We start from the raw sequence: 16,086 nt of genomic DNA, 5'->3' as shown, positions 1-16,086 counted from the left end.
GAGGTTTAGTCTATATAACTGTCAGAATATTTTTAATTATCACTAAAGATAATTAAAATGATTTTAATAATAGCTTTTTTAGCAATGGCGAAAGATGGCTTGGTAGATGTTCAACACCTTCTACAAAAATTGAATATTGACCATATATATTATGAATGGTTTGCTCTATATCTTCAGTTATTGGTTCTTGACTTAAAAAAACATTAAATACTTCGATACCCATTTTTCTTGCAGTCTCTACTGCTTCATAAGTATCTAAAATGCCATCTTGGCTATAATTATAAGCTGAAGGCTCACCATCAGAAAAGACAATTAAGAATTTTTGTTTGTGTGACCGCTGTAATAAACGTTCACTTCCTATTCTGATTGCTACTCCATCTCTATTGTCATCTTGAGGTTCTAAAGCCATTATTCTTGGTCCATCATTCACATAGATTGATTTATCGTAGTGAATGATTTCATCGATTATGTTTGGTTGGTTTTTATCATCAGCTTCAAATGCATCTTCGTTAAACGCTAAGATTTCGTGTTTAACATTTAATGATTTCAAAGTTTCATGGAATAGTACGACGCCCTTTTTTGTTTCTTCCATTTTGTCTTGCATACTGGCAGATGCATCAATGAGTAACGTAAAAGTAGCATCAAATGTCTGACTTAAATCTTGTTTTTTGTAAAATAATTTATATTGATCATCGATAAACCAATTTAATAAATTCTTTTGTAAGCGTCCTTTAGTTAAATTGTTACGTTCATCAATATATTCACGATCAATCGCTTTTTTAATGATTTGAATTAAATCTTTCGTTTCAACACTTACTGATTGTTCTACATCATGATAAGCCTTAATATATTCAGGTTGAATATCAGGAATACGCCAATCAATGCCTACATTCTCATTAATACCAGTTAACGTAAAGGGACTATTAGCGCCTATCGCATCACCTTCTGTATTATCTATCGTATTATTGGAACCTTTACCCTTTTTAGTTTGCATTTCTGTCATATCATCGCTGGCATCACCTTCGCGGTCAGTATCGTTGTCGCTAACTGTATCGCTATTTTCACCTTCATGCAGTTCCATTTCTAAATAAGCACCGCCTGAAGATTGGCTGTCTGCAGCTTTAGTTTCTATTTCTTCACTTTCTGGTTCTTCATCACTTTCTTTACTTTGCCCGTCTACATTGCTTGCATCAGTTCTTTTCAACTTTTCGAAGGACATTGTTTCCATCGTTGCGTATACTTGTTTAGGTAAATGATAATATTCATTAAGCATATCTTCTTTTAAAATATCATCGATTTGGAACATAATTCGTTGTGCTAAAAATTGATTGTCTTCAGAACTGGCACAGTTAAATACATTTGGCAAATATTGATACATATTCAGTAAAATATCATCAATTGATGAATGAATTTGAGGTATATCGTAAAAATTCTCTGTAAGTATAGAATAAGCAAGATGTAAAAATAATAAGTCAGTATACGTTGTTTTTGTTTTATACACGTTGATTTGGGATTTTATATAATTAGTACGAATTTCAGTTCTCAGTGACAGTGCTTTTTCAGTAGTTGGTCGTTGCTTAATTATTTCATTTAATACGCGTTTATCTTCTAACAATTTAAATAATTGTTGGTAAAATTTAGAATGCGTAAAAGTATTATCACGTATGACGTCATTGACTACACCAATATCCATAAGCTGATAACCGTATGCAGCTAAAATGACATCAGTTTTTAAACCAGTAGTTTCAATATGTTTCGGTCTATGTGACCAAAATGAACTCGTAATTAATGTGTCATTTTGTGGATCATAATAAGGGAACTTTTGTATTTTAACTTGCGTCTGTTCGCTTTTAAGTAGCAAACGTGCCAAGTCTTGAAGCATCATGACTTGTTTTGCGTCTAATTGTTCATCGTTAAATTTAATAAAACGCTCGCTCATTTTTATCCCTCACTAAAAATTTAATTCTACAGCATTGATAATAGCTTGTTGTTCTCGCTCATCTTCTAATTTATCAATTATTGTACGCTTAATTGCCCTTTTAATAGGCATAACTGTAGCTAAGTCACTTAAATCGATTAATGCTCTGATGCTGGCAGCTTCTTCTGAAATTTGACCCTGTTTTGTCATCGTACGTAAATCTTCGTTAAATTTAATTATTTGAGCAATTAATTTTTCATCTGTTAGTTGACTCTGTTGTCTAATGACGTCGCCTAAGATTTTACCATCGATATAATCAACTTGAATGACAACAAAACGGTTTTTTAATGCTTCGTTCATTGGCAATGTACCAATATACCCTTCATTGATTGCAGCTATAACATTGAATCCAGGAGCGGCATTAATTACTTCGCCAGTAAATGGGTTTGTTAATTTGCGTCTATAATCTAGTACACCATTTAACACGGGTAAGGTTTCAGGCTTGGCCATATTTATCTCATCAATATATAAGATATGACCTTCTTTCATTGCTTTGATCACTGGTCCATCAATAAAAACTATTTCTTGTTGACCACTATCATTGGTTTGTATCGTTTTGAAACCTAATAAACTTTCAGCATCTAAATCGACGGAACAATTAACTTGATACATTGGTTTTTGTAACGCATCACTCAAAGTTTCGGCTAATTTTGTTTTACCTGACCCAGTTGGTCCTTTTAATAATAAATTTTTATTTAATTTTAATAAAGATAATGCGTCATTATATACACTTTCATCAGCATTAATATATTGCATATTTGTCATGTTGTGTTCTTCCTTTCATAAATAGCTTTGTAAATTAAAAATAGACTGGGGCAAATGTTGTTAAAGTTCTGCCCTAGTCTGTATAAATTTATAAACTTCTAGTAATGAGATTATACTTCTTTAAAATATTCTTTGTAATAACCGCCGACAAGTCCTGAGTTATCGATGATTTGATAATATTCTTCAGTTTCATTAATGACATCATATTGTTTTCCAATCGTTAACATATCAGAAACTTTAAATTTTTGTGCATCTGTATGAACAACCTCAACAGTTTTTATAGGTGTATTGTCTTTCCAAGTTTCGTGTAACATAATAAAATCCTTTCGTTATTTAATATTTTCTAGCGTTAAAATAAACGTAATACCACTATTTTCAGATATCCTTAACGATTTCGATTCGCCTTGATCTAAAGTTTGATATGGGATGCCAATAATTTCTAATTGTTGTATCGCATTTTGATATATTTCTGGAGACTCGGTTGCAAACTCGACTTGTTCTACGATACCGTGTTCGGGCATTTTAACTTCATCTTCGGCAGAATACAAATGCAATTCTCCACCTAATCCACCATCACCAATTTTAAAAACTTGAATTTTTTGTGGTGCTTCATCGTATGGTAAATACTCGGCAAAATGTTCTAAATTAAAAACCTTAGTGAGAATAGATTGAGTTAAGACTAGTTCATTTACTTTTAAAATAACAGGACCCAAGCCTTGAATTTGATGTAATGGATTTACAACGCTATCAAATGTTGGCATACCTAATGGCGTGCCAGTGTTATGTTCATTTGAATAAATATCAAATGTTTGACCATTATGGTCTTTAAATTGAAAATATTGGTGTCCGTTTAAATCTGTCGTAGCACTATAATCAATGTTGGCATTTTCTAAAACTGATTGATATTCTGCAATGCCTTCATCTGTAGGTATACGTAAACCAATACTATCAATATGATTGTTTGTGCAATGATAGTTAGGAATTTCTACAAAGTGTATGCGTGTACCTGAATTTAGTTCAGCATCACCAAATCTTAATGCGCCATTTTTCTCTTCTACGCTAAGGCCAAGTATATCGCTAAATAATGTTTTGGTTTTTTGTAAATCATTTGTACCTGTAGTAACACTTCTTAGACCATTCATTAATAAGACACCTCTATACAATTGTTTTCATTTTATTATAACGCATTTTAATACTGATTTATACGGCCAAGTGTTTATTGATTGTAGTTCTTTTAAAATATAAATAAACAAATTGGCTATATAGTATAATTGTATTAAAATAAAGTTATAGATTAATTAGAAAAATCTTATAATTGTATATTTTATAAGTTTAGGGAGGTTTTAGTATGGGCTTTTGGGTTATTTTCGGTATAACGGTTTTAATTGCTGTTTACTCACTAATAACAGTATTAACGAATATCACAAGCAAGTCTCAAAAACGTACAAATAATGCTAATGAAGCTTCTAACAATAAAATTTATGGCATTGTTTTTGTCGTATTTTTAGTTATTGCGGTTATTGAAATTATTGTATATGCGAATTCATAATAAATTTTGTTATGTCGAGTGATGCTAATAAAAGGAGAACTGAATTAATTCAGTTCTCCTTTTTGTAATCACTTAACAACAATATTATCCGTTCTTTTTATAAATGATTACAATGACTAAAGTTGCTATTAAAGTATATACACAACAATATATATTCAATAATATAAAATGTGGCTCGAATAAATTTAAAGTGTCATTATTTAGTTGTTTCATAAAGCTATTGAGAGGTGGGAAAATCCATAAGACCCATTTAAGTGCTAAAATTTTTTCTGTTAAAGTAGTTTTAAGCATGGTAATTAATAATATAAAAATAGTTATGAGCCATGCATATTTTTTACCAATTAAAAACCAATTTTGTACTATCAGACCTATCAAAATACCAAAGACAGCTGCCCAAATATGTACTAAAAAACTAATTACGATTGTAGTAACAGTTATTTTATGTATAAATGAACCTAAAATAATTGGTAAAATTATAGAAATGATGACAAATATTAAACTAAATAGTAGTAAATAAACACTTTTAAACAGTATATATCTTATTTTTGAAGTTAAATGAATTTGAAATAAATAACGTTCATTTATTGAATCTTTATTAAAACAGACTATAGTAATCCAGGTCATAATTGGCATTAAGATAATCATACTAATTGCATAACTTGGTAAAATTGACAAATTGCGATACATATAATTAACCGTTAACCAAAGCACATAACAAATTGTGGGAGCTATATATTGAAAAGAACGTAAAAATTTCTTGTTTTGATATGATAAAAAAGCTTTTAACATAAGATTTCTTCCTTAACTTCTAGTATTGTGTGGTTATTTTGTATTAATAGTTGTAATAATGTATTACTATATTCACTTTTAACAGTAAGTATCGTTTTATTTTGATTTGTTTGATTAACATCAATGTATTGTAATGTTTCTTTAGGCAAATACGATGTATAGGGTATCACTATGTATTTAACTGTTAATTCCGAGAGTATGCTATTCGTTATGTATGTTGCATTATTTAAGTCTAATATATGTGTTGCTAATGCTTGTGAAATTTTATGTTCATGGGAAGTTAATATTAGAGTTTTATTTGTCTTTAATTTTTTAAGTATATGAATAAAGTTATTTAGAGTTTGCTGGTCTAATCCATTAAATGGTTCATCCAAAATATAAATATCAGCATCTTTTAATAAAGTTTGAATTATATTTACTTTTTGTAATGTCCCTTTTGATAGCTGCTTTAATTCTTTATTTTTAAATTGATTTAAGTTTAATTCATCATAATAATAATTTAATATTTTTTTTATATTTTTAACGTTTCTAGAATTTTCGATTTTGAAGACAGTAGTCAAATATTCATCAACTGTAACTTTATTATTACCAGGAAAGACATCTGGCATATAACTTACAGAACCGTTTAGTATAAGTTTTCCTTTACTGGGTTTAATTAATTGAGACATTATTTTTAATGTAATACTTTTACCAATACCATTGGTTCCTTGTATGTACGTTACTGATTTTGGTGGTATTTTCACCGAAAAATTATTAAGTATATTTTTGTGATTGAGTGTTTTACAGACGTTCTGAAGTTCAATTATATAATGAGTCATGTTAAACCTTCTCTATAATCGTTTTATCGTATTTATATATTGAGTATATCGAACAATTGATCACGTTCCAATCGTTAATCTAATAATTAGAAGTATTGATGACGATTAAGTTATAATATAGTTTATAAATAACAGTATTTATTTTTATTATTATTAAGGAGTTTTACTATGAAGTTCGCAAAGGTTTTATCAATAGTATGTACTGTATTACTAGTCGGTGTATTAGTCTACGGTGTTATTATGATGATCGGTGATTTTATGGGGGTAACAACATTTAATAATCAATTGTTAGTTGTTGGTATCGCCTTAGTATTATTAAGTGATTTAGTGCAAAGAAGTAAAAAGCTAATTTCTATTATATTGTTAATTGCAGGCATCATCTTAATTTTTATTGGATAATATAAAAAAGGCAGGTAAATCATTGAACTCGTTGCCTCAGACTGTCGACAGGGTATCTAACTTTGTGGGCAGTTTTTTATGCGCATGCTTTTCCAGGATACAGTTTCAGCCAGAAATTCTGCACAGATAAATCTGCGAGAAATTTTAAGGTCTTCAACTCGTATTGTTTCCTCGGGAATCAGCGCATTAATATTGCATAAATTAAATGCCATTAAATTTAATGGCCATGAGTTAATGTAAAATTTCTAGTATGGATAAATTCTTTGCACATTAGCTTAGATATATCATGAAGATCTTAAAAATTTGTAATTTATAAACTCGGTCATTTTAATTACAAAATTCTTGAAGACTAAGAATTATATTACGAATTCACCTTCATAAAAGTATTCAGCTTTATAATTAAATAACTCTATAATATTAGATTGATAATATTTCATCTTTTAATTTTTAACTAAGCCATAAACAACTTTTATTTCGTTCATCGTAAAATCCCTTTTTTATTAATGAAAATCCACTTCAATATTCTTATATTTTATTTATATCAATTTAAATCCTAACTACTATATTAAGATCTTTAATTAAGGTAATCATACTGTGAGTAAATATTAGAGCTATGTACCATAAAGTTATACTTAAATAAAAATACAACGACGTTAAACGTCGTTGTATTTTCGATTAATAAACTATTTTGTATTGTGGATTAAGATTCTAATAATAAATCTTCTGGATTTTCAATTAAGTCTTTAATTGTTTTTAAGAATCCTACTGCTTCTTTACCATCGATAATTCTATGGTCATAACTTAACGCGATGTACATCATAGGACGATTTTCGATTGTGTCAGCATCAATTGCAATTGGACGTGTGATGATAGAGTGCATGCCTAGGATTGCTGCTTGACTACCATTGATAATTGGTGTGGACATCATTGAACCAAAGATACCACCATTAGTAATCGTGAACGATCCGTTAACCATATCATCTAATCCTAATTTTTTGTCACGAGCTTTAACTGCTAAGTTAGCAATTTCTGCTTCGATTTCTGCAAAGTTTTTCTTATCACAATCTCTAACGAAAGGAACTAATAAACCGTCATCAGTTGAAACTGCAACACCTATATCATAGAACTCTTTCGTAATCATGTCATCGCCATCAATTTCGGCGTTAACTTCTGGATATTTTTTTAATGCTGCGACAGCTGCTTTTGTGAAGAATGACATAAAGCCAAGTTTTGTACCATCATGATCCTTAATAAATTGATCTTTTTTACGTTTACGTAAGTTCATAACGTTTGTCATGTCAATTTCATTGAATGTCGTTAACATTGCAGTGTTATTTGAAACTTCCAACAGTTTTTTAGAAGCTGTTTTTTTACGACGAGACATTTTTTCTCGTTTAACTGGTTTTGATGGATTTTGATTAGTTGGTGCTTTTGCTTCTTCTTTTTTATTAGAATCTGAAGCATTGTTTGAAGAAGGTTGCTTATTTTGACTTTGTTCGATGTGTTCTTTTCTCAAAACATCGCCTGAATTAGAAGCAACATCGTTTAAATCAATACCTTTTTCACGTGCATATTTTCTAGCAGATGGTGTCGCATTTACGCGTTGACCATTGTCACTACTACTGCTTTCTGATGCTTCAGAACTTGCAGGTTGTTGATCGTTAGAAGCTTCAGCTTTGTCATCTGAAGATGCACTTGCTTCTTTATCTGAGGAGCCTTGAGCGTCGCTACTACCACTGTTTGAAGGTTCGCCTTCTCCTACAACAGCAACTGCTTGACCTACCTCAACAGTATCACCCTCGTTAGCAAGTGTTTCTTGAAGTACGCCCGCCTCTTCTGAAACTACTTCTACGTTTACTTTATCAGTTTCTAATTCTAAGATAGCTTCACCTTTATCTACGCTATCTCCTACTTGTTTTAGCCATTCTGCAATGGTACCTTCTGTGATTGATTCTGCTAATTCTGGAACTTTTACCTCTGGCATGCCTAACTTCCCCCTAGTTATTATTTGTGCTTTGTTCTAATATCATATTTTGTACGAGTTTATGAATTTCTCCGTCACCTTCAGCTGGAGCTGAACGTTGAATTCGGCCATGATAGCTTAAATCATATTTATCGATAGTTAACTCTTTTAAGTAAGGATAAACAAATGACCATGAGCCTTGGTTTTTCGGCTCTTCTTGTACCCAAGCGACATTTTCTAAGTTTGGTAAATCGTTTAATAACGCTTCAATTTCTGAAGCAGGGAAAGGATATAGTCTTTCTACTGCAACGATTAAAATGGATTCGTTTGGATTATTAGCCAAATACTCTTTCAAATCAACAAACATTTTACCAGATGCTAAAATAACTTTTTTAACAGCTGATTTATCATGTTCTTCTGGTAAGATTGGTTCGAATTTTCCAGAAGTGAATTTTGAAATTGGGTCAGCTACAGTTTTGTTACGTAATAAACTTTTAGGTGACATAACTACAAGTGGTCTCATAGATTGTGTACCTAAATTAGCTGCTTGTAACCTTAATAAATGGAAATAGTTACTAGCACTAGATAAATTAACAACAGTCATATTGTTTTCACCAGCAAGTTGTAAAAATCTTTCTAATCTCGCTGAAGAGTGTTCAGGCCCCTGACCTTCAAAAGAATGAGGTAAGAATAGTGTTAAACCTGATCTTTCTCCCCATTTAGCTCGGGAACTAAATAAAAAGTTGTCAAAAATCATTTGTGCCATATTTGAAAAGTCACCGTATTGTGCTTCCCAAATAGTCATACAATCTTTGTTTTGTACATTGTAACCATATTCAAATCCAACGACAGCAGCTTCTGAGAGTGGTGAATTATATACTTCAAAAGTTGCTTTTTGATCTGGCACATGGTGTAAAGGTGTAAATGTTGCACCACTTTCAGGGTCATGTAATACAGCATGACGATGACTAAATGTGCCGCGTTCACTGTCTTGTCCAGTTAATCGTACCGGTTTACCATCTTGTGTAATTGTAGCAAAAGCTAATTGTTCAGCTTGTGCCCAGTCTACTAAACCTTCTTCAGATTCAAATGGCTCTCTACGTTTTTCTAGCACTTTATTTAATTTTTTCATTACATTGAAATCAGATGGATAATTTAACATTGCATCATTAATTTCTTTTAAATGATCGTAGCTGAATTCTTTGTCATCACCACGCAATGGATCCTGCAAGCTTTCAGGACGTTGCATATCAGGATTGTCCATTTTATCACTTTTATTAATTTTATCATGAGCTGAACGTAAAGTTTTTTGAACTTCATCAATTATTGAATTCATTTGTTCCTCAGATAAAATATTATCTTCAACTAATTTTTTACCATACAATAACTCTACTGAATCATGCTTGCGAATTTCTTGATATTGTATTGGATTTGTAATTGAAGGTTCATCCATTTCATTATGACCATAGCGACGGTAACCGACTAAGTCTATAACTACATCTTTATGGAACTCTTTTCTAAATGCCATGGCAATTTCAATTGCTTCAATAGTTGCTTCTACATTGTCAGCATTAACATGCATGATTGGCACATCATAACCTTTAGCAATGTCTGAAGAGTAAGTTGTTGAACGTCCATCTTCCGGTTCAGTAGTAAAACCAATGCGATTATTCGTAATAATATGCAATGTGCCGCCTGTAGAGTACCCTTCTAAACCACCAAGGTTCATTGCTTCAAAGTTAATACCTTGACCAGGGTACGCAGCATCACCATGGATAAGAATCGGCATCGCATTGTGGAAATCTGTTGTAACAGAGCCCGCATGTTCTGTGTCATCTTGACTCGCTCTTGTCTTACCTAATACAACAGGCGCAACAATCTCTAAATGACTTGGGTTATTTGCTAATGAAATACGCTGTTCTAAACCGTATGTGTCTGTAGTTTTAACACCACCTAAATGGTATTTAACATCTCCAGACCAGCCATTAGTTAGTTGCAAGCTACCATCTTCAGGTAAAAACTTCATGGGATCAGTGTGCATAAATTCGGATATCATCATTTCATATGGCTTTTCTAACACATGGGTTAGCACGTTTAATCTACCACGGTGTGCCATACCAATTTGAATATTTTGAATGCCTTCATCGCCAGCTAATCTTAAAGTTTGTTGTAACATAGGTACAAGTGTATCAACGCCCTCAATAGAAAAACGTTTAGCACCTACAAAGTTTTTGTGTAAATATTTTTCAAAACCTTCAACGTGCGCAAGATTTTTGAATAATTCAATTTTTTGATTTTCATTTAGTGTGGCTTTATAAGGTGTCTCTATACGACGCTTTAACCAAACACGTTCTTTGTTGTTATTAATATGTGTGTATTCAAAAGCTATTGGGCCTTTATAGCGTCTTTCCATACGATCAATTGCTTCGTATGCATTATCATAAATATCTTTGAAATGATCTGAAACAATACCAGCCGAGATAGATTCTAATGTCTCTTGATCTAAATTAAAATCTTCTATATTTAGCTTTGGTACATGTTTTCGTTCAGGACGATTAACGGGATAAATATCAGCCAATAAATGCCCGTATTGACGAATGTTATCAATTAATCTCATAACACGTTTTATCGTGCTATCACCTTTTGCAACGCCACTGTCGGCGCTTGCTTTCGTTACGATGTCTGCTTCACCGTTTTTAATTGTACTGAAAAGGACTTGCAAATCTTCAGGAACTGCAGATGGATCTTCTAAATAGATGTCGTACAAATCTAGGATATAACCAAGATTTGTCCCGAAATTTACAGGTGCCTCGGAAACCTGTCTTTCGTTGCTCATTTTACACCCTCCACAAAATAGTTGAAACGCTTACAAACCAATAATAGCATTAAATCTATTGAAATAAAAGCATCAAAAGCTTGTAAAATATAAAAAATAGTTTTTGATATTATTTTATAACGCCTATCAAATTATCAAAAAAAATAAACCATTACATATTAAGAAATAATGGTTTATTTAACTTGTTATGTACTATACAGTAAAAATAATGATTCGGCTCGTGTTGCTATACTTTGATTGTATTAATCAGTATTTTAACTAAAAGTGATTTTGAAAGTAGTGTATTTCCCTACTTCACTGTCTACTTGTATTGTACCGTTATAATATTCAATTATTTTTTTAGCAATTGATAAACCTAAGCCATTGCCGCCTAGATTGCGAGAGCGAGATTTATCTACTCTATAAAACCGGTCGAAAATAAATTCAATATCTTCTTTTGGTATGCCCATACCATGATCGGTAACTTCGATAGATATTTGTTTGTTTTTTAAATTAGTTTGAATTTGAATAAATTTATTTTTTTGATCATATTTAATCGCGTTATCAATAAAAATTATTAATATTTGTTCAAATTGGTAACGATTAATTTTAATATTTAATGGCTTATCATAAGGTTCAAATTTGAAAGTATAATCTGGATGTAAGTGTTCCATCGATTTTATTCTTGCACTAACTTCTTTATTGATATTTACACTTTCTATTTCTCGATCATTTATAGTATTGCCTTCTTTAGTTAATAATAATAATTCTTCTACTAATTTAGTTATTCGGGACATTTCTTCTAGTGAGATATCTAGAGACTCTTCTAATATTGCTGGATCTTTTTTACCCCATCTTTGAATCAAATTTAGATGTCCTTGAATGATTTGCAATGGTGTCCTTAATTCATGTGATGCGTCTTCTACGAATTGGCGTTGTTGATTAAATGATTCTTCTAATTGTGCCATCATTCCATTAAAAGTATCTATCAGATGATCTGTTTCTTCATAGTTAGTAGGTAATTCTAATTTTTCTTGAAATCCATCTCGACGTATTTGTCTCATTTTATTAGACATAGTAATTAATGGTTTAGTTATTTGAGAGGATACTATATAACTAATCATTGCTGTTAAAACCGTAGCGATAATTCCAAATGTTAGCGCAAAGAAATACAACGAATTTACCAAGGTATTGTAATTTTTTAATGAATGTACAATAACGCTATATCCGTTAAAACTACGCGATTCAATTTTATTAGTAACAACCAAGTAGTTGACGCCATGATCGGACTTTATTTCATTATGATGGAAGTTATGAATATCCAATTTCGGTGAAAATGTTATTGAATTATCATTAGAAGTTTCGAGTTTTAATTTTTCTTTATTATTGTATAACATAACCTTTTGATAGTTGCCTAATGAAGCATTTAAATCTAATGAAGATATATGATCTATAGGTTTAGTTTCAAACAAATTATTGATGTCATTAGAACTGCGTTCAGCTTCTGCAATTTCATTCTGTCTTAATGCATTGCTTACATAAAAAATAATAATAATGCTGAAAATTAGTATAGTAGAAAACGTTATCGTAGTCGTAATAATCATCCATTGAGTCTTAAGTCTTCTTTTTGTCATCTTCTAATCACGTAACCTACGCCCCTTACAGTTTCAATATAATTATCCATACCATACGGTTTTAGTTTATTACGAAGATAACGAATGTACACATCTACTACATTCGTTTCAACTTCACTATCATATCCCCATACATCGTCTAATATTTGTTCACGCTGCATCACATGATTAATATTATTTCCTAATAAGAGTAATAAATCATATTCAGTTTTAGTTAAACCTAAAGACTCACCATTAACTGTTACCTTAAAGGCATCTTTATTAATAACTAAACCATTAATATTAATCTCATTTTTTTTAGGCTGTCGTCTTAACATTGCACGGATGCGAGCAAGTAATTCTTCAATATCGAATGGTTTTACGATATAATCGTCAGCCCCATAATCTAACCCAGCTACTTTATCATAGGTATCGCTTTTAGCGGTAATAATAATAATTGGCGTATTTTGCTGTTGTCTTATTTGCCTACAAATTTCTAATCCATTTATACTAGGTAACATTAAATCTAATAAAATTAAATCATATGTATTACTTAAAGCTTTATCTAAACCTTGTTGGCCATCATATTCTATATCAACATCGTAGTTTTCATGTTGTAGTTCTAATTCTATGAAGCGCGCCAAATTTTGCTCATCTTCAACGATTAAAATTTTAGTCATGCTTTTAGCTCCTTATCTTTAAATATTAGGCAAAGCGTTTATTATTAATAGTTTATATCTCTCATATATTACCAATTTATGCCTCTAATTTGAAGTAACTTATTATGGTGATTTTATCTTAAGTACTAACGATTTCTAACTTAGTTAAAAAGTTTTAAAGAATTACAAAATTTAATTGACAATGATTCTCAATGTTGTATAATGTAATTGAAAATGATTATCAATTCCAAAAAGACATTCCCCCCACACATTTCGTTCTTTGAAGGAATAATCATTTTCAGAAATATCCCCTTTTATATGCCCGTAAAAGACTAACGTTGCGAGTCAACGTAACATATTAAATCGGTTTTACTTCGGTAAAACCGGTTTTTTTGTTGTCAAAAATTCACAACATCATCTGAGTACTATAAATAAAAAACGCAAACAGATTCTCAATAACCCGCTTGCGTGTTGATAGTAAAAAATAATATTAAATTTGAAGTTTATGTCTTAAAAACAAAGTGCTTAATACAATACAAAATGCGCCACCAAAAATTCCTGCAATTACGTCAGTTGGGTAATGTACACCGAGATAAACACGCGATATTGAAATCATAATAATAAACAAAGCACATATACTTATCATAGATGCTTTTGCTTTATTTTTCATAACGCGGTTAGTGATATATATAATACTACCGAAGAAAGCTGTGGACCCCATAGCATGTCCACTTGGGAAGCTGAAGCCGGAAATGTCAATTAAACGTAATAGTGTTGGTCGTTCTCTATCGAAAATATTTTTTAACAAAGGGTTTAACGTACTAGATAAACTCATTACGATAACGAAAAATAGAGCTTCAACGTTATAGCGTTTTAACATTAAATATGCTACTAATAACAATGATAAACAAGCCATTGCCCATACTTCACCTATTTTTGTAAAACCTAACAATACCGTTGTGGTAATAAAACTCTCAGAAGAGTAAATAAATTCGTATACTTCGTTATCAATCCATTTACCCAATCGTGATTCGTGGAAAAAAGCAATCACGCTAAATATTAATGTAAATATGATAAGTAATGAAATTCGTTTCCAGCGTGACATTGCTTTACACCTTCCCTCTGAGTTATTTCAATGCATCTTTGATAATTTTATCAAATAAGTTATATCTTGTGTAACTTTCTTTATATGAGTTCATTTGCTCTATAATCTTGTCCCTATTATTCTCGATGTCTATCAACTGTTTAGTCAATTTATCTTCTGTTAATTCATCTTCCAAAATGTAACTACCAAATTCTTTTTTAGCGAAGTTTTTCGCATTGTCAATTTGGTCACCGCGAGATTGATCTAAGCCAAGTGGTATTAATAACATAGGAATTTTTAAAGTTAAAAATTCATAAATAGCGTTGGCACCTGCGCGGCTAATAACTGTATCGGTAATAGCTAATAAATCAGTTAAATCATCTTTAACGAATTCAAATTGACTATAGCCTTGACGTTCTTGCAATGTATTGTCTAATAATCCTTTACCAGTTAAATGAATAATTTGATATGTTTTTAATAATCCGTCTAAATTACCTCTGACGATTTCATTTAACTTTTTACTACCTAAACTACCACCCATGACAAGTAATACCTTTTTGTCTTTTGAAAAGTTAGTTAATTGATAGCCTCTTGATTTATTGCCACTTTTTAAATCTTCTCTAACAGTAGCACCAACGAAGTCTGCTTTGTCTTGAGGTAAATATTTTACCGTATCTTCAAACGTTGTATAAATTTTCATGGCGAATTTTAAAGCAATCTTGTTCGCTAATCCTGGTGTTAAATCTGACTCGTGAATTATTGTCGGTATCTTAAGTGATTTTGCAGCGATTACAACAGGTACCGAAACAAATCCACCTTTTGAAAATAATAAATCAGGTTTTTCCTTTTTTAAAATTTTGCGAGCATCAAGTATCCCTTTGAGCACTTTGAAAATATCTTTAATATTTTCAAGTGAGATATAACGTCTTAGCTTACCGCTAGAAATACTATGATAAGTAATATTAGGTAATTGTGATGCTATCATTTCTTTTTCGATACCGTTTTTAGAACCGATATAAAAGGCTTCGTGTCCTTTTTCGATTGCAGTTGGAATTAAACTTAAATTCACTGATACGTGACCAACAGTACCGCCACCGGTAAATGCAATTTTTGACATAATACAACCTCTATTCTTCTAATTTTTTATAGTATGCATAAAATGGCTTGCCTTTATTGAAAGGATGATAATCCATTTCGGCTTCTCCCACCTTACTAAAACCAAACTTTTTAAATAAACTTTGAGCACGATAATTTAATGCGAAAGTATCGGTAATTAGTATGTGAACGCCATGGTTTTCAGCTAAATTGACTGCGAAATTAAATAATTCAGTTGCGGCGCCTTTATAATTAGGAGAGCTTGCCAATCTGTGTATAACATATGCATTTTCTCTGTCTAGTGGCCATTCAACTTTATCATACCACTCTGATTGATTTTGGTCGACTACAATAAAGCCATATATTTCATCATTTGATTCAAGGACAAATAAGGATTCATTTTGAATATCATCAACAAAATGTTCGGATAATGGATAATGCTCATCCCACTGATTATTATTGTCTTGTTGCATTACTGATTTAGCATTTTCTACTAATAACATAACATTATCTAAGTCACGTTTAGTTGCAGTTCTAATCATATTGATACACCTACCAT

15 protein-coding genes are annotated in these 16,086 nt (G+C 31.2%); 2 read left to right on the top strand and 13 right to left on the bottom strand.

Annotated features, from left to right (window positions below; genetic code table 11):
• Nucleotides 1-52: 52 nt before the first annotated feature.
• The 4 genes from ISP02_RS06750 to ISP02_RS06735 form a co-directional block, all read right to left on the bottom strand.
• Nucleotides 53-1,939 carry a vWA domain-containing protein gene (locus tag ISP02_RS06750; RefSeq protein WP_195720822.1) on the bottom strand — a complete coding sequence of 629 codons (1,887 nt, stop codon included), beginning with the start codon at nucleotides 1,937-1,939 and terminating at the stop codon, nucleotides 53-55.
• Nucleotides 1,940-1,951: 12 nt separating this feature from the next.
• Nucleotides 1,952-2,743, bottom strand: a complete 792-nt coding sequence (locus tag ISP02_RS06745; RefSeq protein WP_195720821.1) for an ATP-binding protein — start codon at nucleotides 2,741-2,743, stop codon at nucleotides 1,952-1,954.
• A gap of 110 nt (nucleotides 2,744-2,853) precedes the next feature.
• Complete coding sequence (locus ISP02_RS06740; protein ID WP_195720820.1) at nucleotides 2,854-3,057, bottom strand: DUF6501 family protein; 204 nt, start codon at nucleotides 3,055-3,057, stop codon at nucleotides 2,854-2,856.
• Nucleotides 3,058-3,072: 15 nt separating this feature from the next.
• Nucleotides 3,073-3,885: a VOC family protein gene (locus ISP02_RS06735; protein ID WP_195720819.1), complete on the bottom strand. Its 813-nt coding sequence runs from the start codon at nucleotides 3,883-3,885 to the stop codon at nucleotides 3,073-3,075.
• Between the two features lie 206 nt (nucleotides 3,886-4,091).
• Between ISP02_RS06735 and ISP02_RS06730 the strand changes: the two genes are divergently transcribed.
• Nucleotides 4,092-4,292 (top strand): Mid2-like cell wall stress sensor domain protein, encoded by a 201-nt coding sequence (locus ISP02_RS06730; RefSeq protein ID WP_195720818.1) that lies wholly within the window; start codon nucleotides 4,092-4,094, stop codon nucleotides 4,290-4,292.
• Nucleotides 4,293-4,376: 84 nt separating this feature from the next.
• On the opposite strand, the gene ISP02_RS06725 is transcribed toward ISP02_RS06730, so the two are convergent.
• Nucleotides 4,377-5,081 carry a hypothetical protein gene (locus ISP02_RS06725; protein ID WP_195720817.1) on the bottom strand — a complete coding sequence of 235 codons (705 nt, stop codon included), beginning with the start codon at nucleotides 5,079-5,081 and terminating at the stop codon, nucleotides 4,377-4,379.
• On the bottom strand, nucleotides 5,075-5,899 hold the full coding sequence (locus ISP02_RS06720) for an ATP-binding cassette domain-containing protein (protein ID WP_195720816.1): 825 nt from the start codon (nucleotides 5,897-5,899) through the stop codon (nucleotides 5,075-5,077). The genes ISP02_RS06725 and ISP02_RS06720 overlap by 7 nt, the downstream gene beginning before the upstream one ends.
• 168 nt (nucleotides 5,900-6,067) lie before the next feature.
• On the opposite strand from ISP02_RS06720, the gene ISP02_RS06715 reads away from it, so the two are divergent.
• Complete coding sequence (locus tag ISP02_RS06715) at nucleotides 6,068-6,298, top strand: hypothetical protein (protein ID WP_195720815.1); 231 nt, start codon at nucleotides 6,068-6,070, stop codon at nucleotides 6,296-6,298.
• Nucleotides 6,299-6,998: 700 nt separating this feature from the next.
• Here ISP02_RS06715 and sucB read toward each other — a convergent pair.
• From sucB to ISP02_RS06680, 7 genes are all read right to left on the bottom strand, one after another.
• Entirely contained in the window at nucleotides 6,999-8,282 is a 1,284-nt protein-coding gene (gene sucB / locus ISP02_RS06710; protein ID WP_195720814.1) for a dihydrolipoyllysine-residue succinyltransferase, read from the bottom strand.
• 13 nt (nucleotides 8,283-8,295) lie between these two features.
• Complete coding sequence (locus tag ISP02_RS06705; protein ID WP_195720813.1) at nucleotides 8,296-11,097, bottom strand: 2-oxoglutarate dehydrogenase E1 component; 2,802 nt, start codon at nucleotides 11,095-11,097, stop codon at nucleotides 8,296-8,298.
• Between the two features lie 254 nt (nucleotides 11,098-11,351).
• Nucleotides 11,352-12,710 carry a HAMP domain-containing sensor histidine kinase gene (locus ISP02_RS06700; RefSeq protein ID WP_195720812.1) on the bottom strand — a complete coding sequence of 453 codons (1,359 nt, stop codon included), beginning with the start codon at nucleotides 12,708-12,710 and terminating at the stop codon, nucleotides 11,352-11,354.
• Entirely contained in the window at nucleotides 12,707-13,369 is a 663-nt protein-coding gene (locus ISP02_RS06695; protein ID WP_195720811.1) for a response regulator transcription factor, read from the bottom strand. Before ISP02_RS06695 ends, ISP02_RS06700 begins: the two co-directional genes overlap by 4 nt.
• 469 nt (nucleotides 13,370-13,838) lie before the next feature.
• Nucleotides 13,839-14,453: a phosphatase PAP2 family protein gene (locus tag ISP02_RS06690; protein WP_195720810.1), complete on the bottom strand. Its 615-nt coding sequence runs from the start codon at nucleotides 14,451-14,453 to the stop codon at nucleotides 13,839-13,841.
• Nucleotides 14,454-14,475: 22 nt separating this feature from the next.
• Complete coding sequence (locus tag ISP02_RS06685) at nucleotides 14,476-15,549, bottom strand: undecaprenyldiphospho-muramoylpentapeptide beta-N-acetylglucosaminyltransferase (protein ID WP_195720809.1); 1,074 nt, start codon at nucleotides 15,547-15,549, stop codon at nucleotides 14,476-14,478.
• Between the two features lie 10 nt (nucleotides 15,550-15,559).
• Nucleotides 15,560-16,069 carry a GNAT family N-acetyltransferase gene (locus tag ISP02_RS06680; RefSeq protein ID WP_195720808.1) on the bottom strand — a complete coding sequence of 170 codons (510 nt, stop codon included), beginning with the start codon at nucleotides 16,067-16,069 and terminating at the stop codon, nucleotides 15,560-15,562.
• Nucleotides 16,070-16,086: the final 17 nt, after the last annotated feature.

Origin of the sequence: Staphylococcus durrellii (assembly GCF_015594545.1) — a bacterium.
GTDB classification, from domain to species: Bacteria; Bacillota; Bacilli; order Staphylococcales; family Staphylococcaceae; genus Staphylococcus; species Staphylococcus durrellii.
The sequence above is the reverse complement of the archived record's forward strand: the minus strand, read 5'-3'. Positions and strand labels throughout refer to the sequence as shown.